2 protein-coding genes and 1 pseudogene are annotated in these 7,928 nt (G+C 73.3%); all 3 read left to right on the plus strand.

Annotation, left to right across the window (positions count from 1 at the left end):
• A partial coding sequence (locus ACR2JA_RS17085) for a hypothetical protein (RefSeq protein WP_434010275.1) occupies positions 1-1,818 on the plus strand: 1,818 nt, incomplete at its 5' end.
• A 76-nt stretch (positions 1,819-1,894) separates the two neighbouring features.
• Positions 1,895-6,670 carry a hypothetical protein gene (locus ACR2JA_RS17090; RefSeq protein ID WP_434010276.1) on the plus strand — a complete coding sequence of 1,592 codons (4,776 nt, stop codon included), beginning with the start codon at positions 1,895-1,897 and terminating at the stop codon, positions 6,668-6,670.
• Between the two features lie 14 nt (positions 6,671-6,684).
• Positions 6,685-7,928 (plus strand): annotated as a pseudogene (locus ACR2JA_RS17095) (hypothetical protein); the annotation flags it as partial.

Consider the following 7,928-nt stretch of genomic DNA (forward strand, 5'->3'; position numbering starts at 1 on the left):
TACATCCGCGCCCGCCAGTCGGACCTGGCCCAGGCCATCGGTGCCGGCGTGGTCCGCGGGCTCATGGTGGGGCTGGGCACGCAGGCCGCGTCCAACAGCCCCACGCTGGTGATCGAACCGGGCGTCGGCATCACGCCGACGGGTGCACTGGTCAACGTCGACACGCGTCAGACCGTCCAGCTCGGAGCGCTGCCGCAGTCCACCGAACTGGACGTGCAACTGGGCGTGAAGGTGCTCCCGGGCGCGGGCGCGGTCAACCGCTCGGGCCTGTTCGTGCTGGCGCTGCGGCCGATCGAGTTCAGCGCCACCCCGACCACCGCCTACCCCACCTCGCTGGATGGCCAGCGCACCGTGCGCGACGGCGACATCATCGAAGCCACCGCCATCACCCTCATCCCCTACCCGGACCGTTCGGGCGTGGAGAACGCCAGCGCCAAGCGCGCCCGCGTGGCCCGCGAGGTGTTCTTCGACCGCCAGCAGGCCGGCGTGTTGCAGGAGGCCCTGCCCCTGGCCATGCTCTGCCTCGAAGGCGGTGCCCTGCGCTGGCTCGACGTCTACATGGTGCGGCGCGAAGTGGGCACCGAATCCACCCTGGCCGCCGGCCTGGCCCAACGCCCGCGCGCCCTGCTCGAAGCCTGGCTGCAGCAGCACCAGGACCACCTGGACGACGTGGACACCGCAGCGGTGCAGGCCGGTTTTGCCGCGGTGCGGCAGTTCGAGGCGCTGCCCCCCGTGGGGCCCATGCCCGCGTCCACCCTGCGCTTTGAACAGCAGCTGGGCCAGCTCACACTGCTGCAGAGCTACTTCCCGCCGCAGGTGGACTGCGAATTCGCCTTCATCCCCAGCGACGAACTGGCCGCGCTGGTGCAGGAGTCGCTGGCGCTGCCGCCCATCGACCTGCGCGCCGGCGACGAGGACCTGGACCACCTGTCCATCCTCATCGTCGCGCCGGTCACGCGCCAGGTGCTCGAAGCGCACAAGCGCACGCTGCAAAGCGTGGTCACGCCGGTGCGCTCGGCTTCGGCCGGGCTGGTGGCCAAGCGCTCGCCGCTGGAGTCGCTGATCCGCATCGCGCAACCGCCCGTGCTGGTGCGACCCACGCTGCCGGGCGTGCTGGCGCCCGATGCGCTGGCCCTGGCCTGGCAAACCGCCATCGACGCCGCCCGCGCGCAGCTGGCCGGCGCGGCGCAGGGGCGCGGCATGTTCTGGTACCTGCGCAAACGCCAGCTGCCCTACACGGCCGAGATCTCCAGCGCTACCCTGCGGCTGGCCGGCAACGCCGCCGCCATCGACCAGGAAGTGAACGTGCGGCTGCGCGCCGACGGCCTGCTCACCCGCTTCAACGCCATCACCGCCAACATCCCCTCGCTGGCGCGGGCCGAAACCGCCAACCTGCTGGCCTCGTCGCGGCTGGCCGTCTCGCCCACGCTGGCCGACAAGCGCCTGGCCACGTCCGACCTGCTGCGCCGCAGCGCCCTGAGCGCCCTCAGCCAGCGGGCCGACGAACGCAAGGAGGAAGGCCTGGGCCACGACGACGTGCTGGACATCGCCCGCCGCTTTGGCGACCCACGCCTGGGCGAAGGCTTCGACGCGCTTGCACAGGCCGCCGACGAGGCCACCCGCGCCGACCTGCAAGACCCCAAGCTGGTGCAGGCGGTGGCGGACAGCGGCGTGGCCCCGCAACTGGACGTGGCCATCCGCGCGCTGCCGGTGAGCGAGCAAGCGGGCTTTGCCGTGCAGCTGCGCGACGCGGCTGCCTCGGCCGACCCGGCAAAACAGCTCGCGCGGCTCGCCGGCCTGCCAGGGGGGACGACATGACAGCCCCCACGCTCGCTTCACTCGCTGCCCCCCGAGGGGGCTTCGGCCTCCTTGAGGCGGCTCTGCGGAGGCCGACATGACCATCCTGCGCGGCATCGAAACGCCGGTGGCCGGCGAGCACGTGCTGGCCACCTTGCCGGCGCTGGGGCCCTACCCGGCCAGCGCGGCCGGCGGGCCGCCGCTGCGCAAGCGGCTGAACCTGTTCCCGCAGCGCTCGCTGACGCACACCGCGCTGATCGCCGAGCAGCTGGGCCGCATCGCCGACGCGATGCGCCTGGGGCAGGCGGTGGCGCCGGGCATCGTGGACGGGCTGGCGCTGGCCGTGGAAGGCGACACGCTGGTGCTGATGCCGGGCCACGCCATCGCACCCGACGGGCAGGACGTGGAGCTGGCCTACCCGCTGCACATCCGGCACGACGCCATCTGCGTGGCCTCGCCGCTGGTGGACCAGGCCCTGCAGGGCCGGCTGGCCGATGCCAGCGCCTGGGCCCGCCTGTCGGGCCTGCAGCGCCAGGTGCCGCTGCGCCGCGTGCTCGACGAACTGGACGGCGCGCGCTACCTACCCCACGCCATGGTGCTGGTGGCGGTGCCGCGCAGCATCGCACTGGACCGCTCGGGCGAGCAGACAGGCGCGTGCGCCAACGCCACCGACACCAGTACCAGTCAGGGCGCGGCGTGGGAAGACGGCTTGCAGCTCATGTGGTCGCCCTGGCCGGCCGACCGGCCGCTGCCGCCCTGGAGCGGCGACGGCAAAACGCTGGACGCGCGCTTTCGCAACCGCCTGGCCTACGCGGTGTTCAACGCCGAACGCGAGCGCCTGTCGATGGGCACAGCTCGGTCGCTGCGCGCCTGGCGCGAACGCGCCGGCTGGAGCCCGGCCCAGCTCGACGCCGATGCCGCACAGGCCGCCCTGCAGCGCAGCCGTGGCCAGCCCTGGCCCTGGGAAGCGCTGGGCGTGCCGCTGGCCATCGTGGCCTTTGACGCCGACTTCCGCCCGGTGTTTGCCGACGGGGCCAGCGTGGCCCGCCAAGGCGGCGGGCGGCGCAACCGCAGCGCGCTGGTGCCCTGGTCGGGCGATGATGTGCTGTGGCAGGCCCGCGTGTCGCAGCTGCTGGAACACCTGGCCGAGCTGCCCGCCGACCAGCGCCACGCCAGCGCGCTGCAACAGCAGTTCGACTGGCTGCCCCCGGCCGGCGTGGTGCCGCGCGATGTGGCCGACTTCCTGACCGGCCGCCAGAGCCTGTTCCCGGCGCAGTTCGACGTGCAGGCGCAGCCGGTGCCCATCGACATGGTGGACGCGCTCATCGCCGAGTCGTCGGCCCTCATGCCCTACAACCTGTCGCTGCGCGACCAGGTGCAGCTGCTGGTGCCGGTGCCGGCGCGCCACTACGACCCCGAGCTGCTCAAGCTGGACCTGGCGGTTCACACGCTGTTCGACCTGGAGATCCAGCGCCTGAGCACCGAGCGGCTGCAGCTGCTGACCCGGCGCGACGGCCTGCGCCGCCGCCACGACCTGCTGGTGCAAGCGGTGGTGGGCAACCTGCCCGCCTACCCGCAGGACGACCCCAACGCCCTGCCCGACGAAACCGGCGCGCTGGACGCCATGGCCTTCCACCGCGTGCACGTGGCCCACGCCGAGGCGCGTTTTCAGGAGCAGCACGGTTTCACCGGCGCCCACCTGCCGCTGGACTTCCAGGCCAGCGACGAGCTGATCGTGTTCGTGCGGCTGGACGGCGCGGCGCAGCGCATCGCGGTGCAGCCGCTGATCAGCGACGCGCTCAACACCCCGGCGGTGACAACGCAGCCCTTTGTGTGGGGCTCGCTGGTATCGGCCGACGCCAGCGGTGTGTTGGGCGACCGCGTGGGCGACCTGCCCGCCAGCGGCGTGTGGACGCGGCTGGCCGTGCCCATGTCGCGCGCGGGCCTGGGCGGGCGCCGCATCGACGGACTGGTGTTCACCCTGGTCGCGGGCGAACGCGCCTGCCAGGCCACCTGGGGCCACGCGGGCAAGGCGTCCAACGGCACCGAAACCTGCTGGGTGGGCGACGCCCTGCCCCCCGGCGCCCTGGCCACCGGCAGCTGGACCTGGCAGACCCAGGGCGACACCGGCGTGGCCGACGCCGACGCCAGCCACGGCCTGCCGATCGAGCCTGTACCGGCGACGCTCAACGCCGCGGCGCGACCCCACACGCGCCATGTGAGCGAGCTCGACCAGCTGCTCAACAACTGGGCCAACTTCCAGTCGGGCGCGCTGGCCGTGGAGCTGGGTGAACCCAAGACCGGGCGCACCGCCGCCACGCCACCGCGCACCGTGGACGGCGGGCTGGAAGAACTCATCAACCGGCTCGACGGCCGCATCCGCACCGCGGGCGACCACATCGACATGGGCTTTCTGCGCGCGCGCACCGACATCTTCCGGCTGCGCCAGAGCGTGCTGGGCGTGGCCGATGCGGGGCGCTTCCTCACCTCACCGGCCGCGGCCGAACTGGTCAAACGCAACGAGAACCCGGCCGCGACCGAGAAGGAATTCAGCGACTACTTCAGCCGGCTCAGCGCCGCCGCCGTGGCCCCGCCGGACTTCTCTGCGCCGCGCACGCCCGTTGCCCAGCCCCGTAGCGGACCACCCACAGCGCCCGCCGCCCGCAGCAGCACCCTGCTGGCCAAGACGCCCATCGCCACCACGGTGGCCTCGTCGGCCCCGGCCAGCAGTTCCTTCGTGCTGGGCAAGACCAACACCAGCCTGTTCGGCGGCGCCGTCATCACACCCAAGATCACCGCGGTCACCACCGCCATCAGCCCGGCGCCCAGCACCCTCACCACCGGGGGCAACACCGACCGCATCACGCTGGACACCGGTGCGAGCGGCAGCAACCTGACCGCCATCACCGACACAGGCCTCAACGAAAAACTGCTCACGGCCGGCACGGTGGAGATCGCGCCCACCGTCAGCGTGAAGGCCGCCGCCGGCCTGGGCCTGGTGCGCGGCAGCCAGCTCAGCGTGGAAGCCCCGCCCGCCGTGAAAGACGTGGTGGGTGCAAGCCTGATCGGCGCCACGTACAACACCGTCACCGTGGCCGAACGCTTCACCCTGCCGGCCTCGGTGGTGTCCAGCAACGCCGCGGCCAAGGCCAAGAACGACTTCGTGGTCGGCGGCCTCACCGGCCTGGCCGCCACCGGCCTGGTGGTAGACGACCTCAAGGTCTACGGCTACGGCACGGAAGACCAGAAAGACCTGACCGCCAAGGACCTGCTCGCGGGCGGCCTGATCGACCGTGACGCGCAGGACGAAGGCGACGACAAGCACGAGGCGGTGTACTTCCGCCGCGGCATCGACGCCATCGACAACACCATCCGCTTTTTGCGCGGGGTGGAGCTGCGCGCCGAGGACTACCGCCGCCTGCAGGCCGACGCCAAGGCCGCACGCGACCGCATCCAGGGCGCGGCGGCGCGCATCCAGTCGGCGCTGGACGCGCTCTCGGTGCGGCTGGCCGAGGTGCGGCACGACCTGTCGGTCGCGCGCTCGCTGCGCGCCGAAGAGCAGGCCCGCATCGACGCGCTGGTCCAGAAACGCAAGACCATCCTGGCCGAACACGTGCCCTACCTGGTGTTCCGCCGCCCGCGCCTGACCCTGACGCTGAGCGACGTGCCGCTGCTGGCCGCCCAGCCCGCCGACGTGGCCGACCCCGTGCCGCGCTGCCGCAGCGAGGCGCACACCCCGCCGCCCGAGCTGGACGCCATGGTCGACACCCTGCGCGACGTGCCGGTGCGTTGGTTGCGCACAGTCTCGCAGGTGTTCGTGCAGCTCGACCGCGTGGTCGACCTCGAACGCGTGGTCACCCAGGCGCAGTTGCGCATGGTCACCACCGGGCTGGACAGCGTCTCCACCCGCCAGCTGGGCCTGACCGAAGGCGAAGGCACGGCCACCGGCCAGCTGCTGGTGCAGACCTTCGAACGCCAGAGCCTGCGGGTGATGCAGTCCAAGCAGGCGGCCACGCTGCAGCTGAGCCAGTTCAGCGCCGCCAGCTGGCGCCAGGCGGTGGAGCCGGCGCAGCACATCGTCAACATCCGCGACCTGTTCGCCGCCGGCACCGTGCCACGCGCCGTGACCGTGGCCGCCGCCGGCCTGCTGGACGACGTGGGCGGCGTGGCCAGCTGCCTGCACGCAGCCCTGTGCACCGTGCCGCCGGCCACCCGGCTGCGCTGGGCCGAGCTGTTCTCGCAGCTGGACCCGGCCGTTTCGCTGCGCCAGCTCACCGTGCTGCCCGGCTTCGGCGACGAGAGCCTGGGGGTGGACCACATCTCCTGGCGGCAGATGCAGCGCATGGTGGACTGGCTGTTCGCCCAGGTGGTGGACGAAGCCGCGGCCCACGCCGCCATCAACGACCTGGTGCGCGTGTGCGTGCTGCTGTCGGCCCACGCGCCGGTCAAACGCATCATCAGCGCGCGCATCCAGCGCCCGGTGCCGGCGGTGGTCAACACGCGGCTGGACATCGCCATCGACCCGGCCACCACCCGCATCGGCATGCAGGTGCTGGTGCACGCACCTGCCACGCAAACGCTGCTGGCGCGCGCCGTGATCGAAGACCTGGGCGCGGGCACGGCCACGGCGCGCATCGTCGAGGCGCCGGCGGGCGCGGCCTTCACGCTGGACAGCAGCCTGCGCGTGCAGGTGCAGAGTGGCACGCCGCTGTCCACGCCGGCGCGCCAGAAAGCCGATGCCGAGCAGGCCCGCGCCAGCGCGGTGCCGTCCAGTGCCGCGCCCTTGGTCAAGACCAGCCGCGACAGCGCCGAGCCCGCGGCCGAGCGGCGCATCGCCCAGCAGGTGGAGCGGCTGCGCCACCAGGTGCGTTAGGGCCTGTTCACTTCATGACCGCCAGCGCCGCGCGCATCGAACAGGCCCGCCGCCTGGGGCCGCGGGCGCGCATCGTGCAGCGCGCCACGCTGCACACCGGCCCAGCCGACGCGGCGGCGCCACTGCGCAGCGCACTGGAAGACGCGCTGGCCACCGCCGATTTCGGCGACTGCGGGCGCCTGGTGCTGGTGCGCCGCCTGCAGCTGCAGCACCTGCCCCACCACACCAGCCCGGTGCAGCTGGCCCGCGCGCTCGAAGCCGCCTGGCGCGCACTGGCCACCCAGGCGCTGCCGCACCACCACCCACAGGCCGCTCAGGCCCCGGCGGTGTATTTCGCCTCGCGCTTTGATGCCCGGCTGGCCTGGCTGCAGCGCGTGGCCAGCGGGCAGCCCACGGCCGAATGGTTCTGGCCCGCGGCCCTGCCCGAGCTGACGCCCCCGGCACCGCCCGCCCAACCGGCGGACCGCGTGGCGGCGCTGCTGCGCGAGGAAGCGCCCGACGCCGCCGGCCAGGCGCTGACCGGCTGGCCCGACGGCGACCTGATCGCGCTGGCGCAAGCGCTGAGCCCGGCCACGCTGGACGCGTGGCGCGCACAGCTGCAGACCGCATCCGACGCCCCGACGCCGATCAACACCCACGCGGGCACCCCCCCCGATGCGCCCACCAGCGAAACCGCCGCGGCGGTATGGACCACCGCCCGGCGTTTGCCACCGGTCGGTACCGTCACGCCGGCGGCCACGGCCTGGTTGGCCGCGCTGTGGCTGGCGCCCGCCTTGCACAGGCCGCCCACGCCGGGTGACGTGGAGCAGGTGCTGGCCCTGCAGGCCGCCAGGGCAACCGACCCAGATGCGCGCATCGCGGCGACCGGGCCCGCAACACCAGCATTGGCAGCGCCAGCACCGCGGTCCACCGCGCGCACCACGGCGCCTGCCCGGTCCGCCTTCGCCGAAGACACCGGCCCACCTCACCCGCCCGGCAACCCGACCACCCCAGCGAGCACGTCACAACACGCGCCCCCCACCGGCAAGTCGCCCGGAGCGCGCCCTCCAGACGGGTCGCCCGCCCCGCGTGCAGCCGTCCCCGGGCTGGATATCGCAGAGATCCCCAACGCCCGCCGGCCTCAACGGTTGCGCGTCCCCAACGCCCTGCCCTGGCTGGCCGATGCCGCCCCCAGCGCCCACGCCGGCCTGCTGCTGCTGCTCAACGCGTTGCAGGCTATGCGCTTCGACGCCTGGCTGCGCGACCACCCGGCCGGTGT

Origin of the sequence: Hydrogenophaga sp. (assembly GCF_051007235.1) — a bacterium.
In the GTDB taxonomy this organism is placed as follows: domain Bacteria; phylum Pseudomonadota; class Gammaproteobacteria; order Burkholderiales; family Burkholderiaceae_C; genus Hydrogenophaga.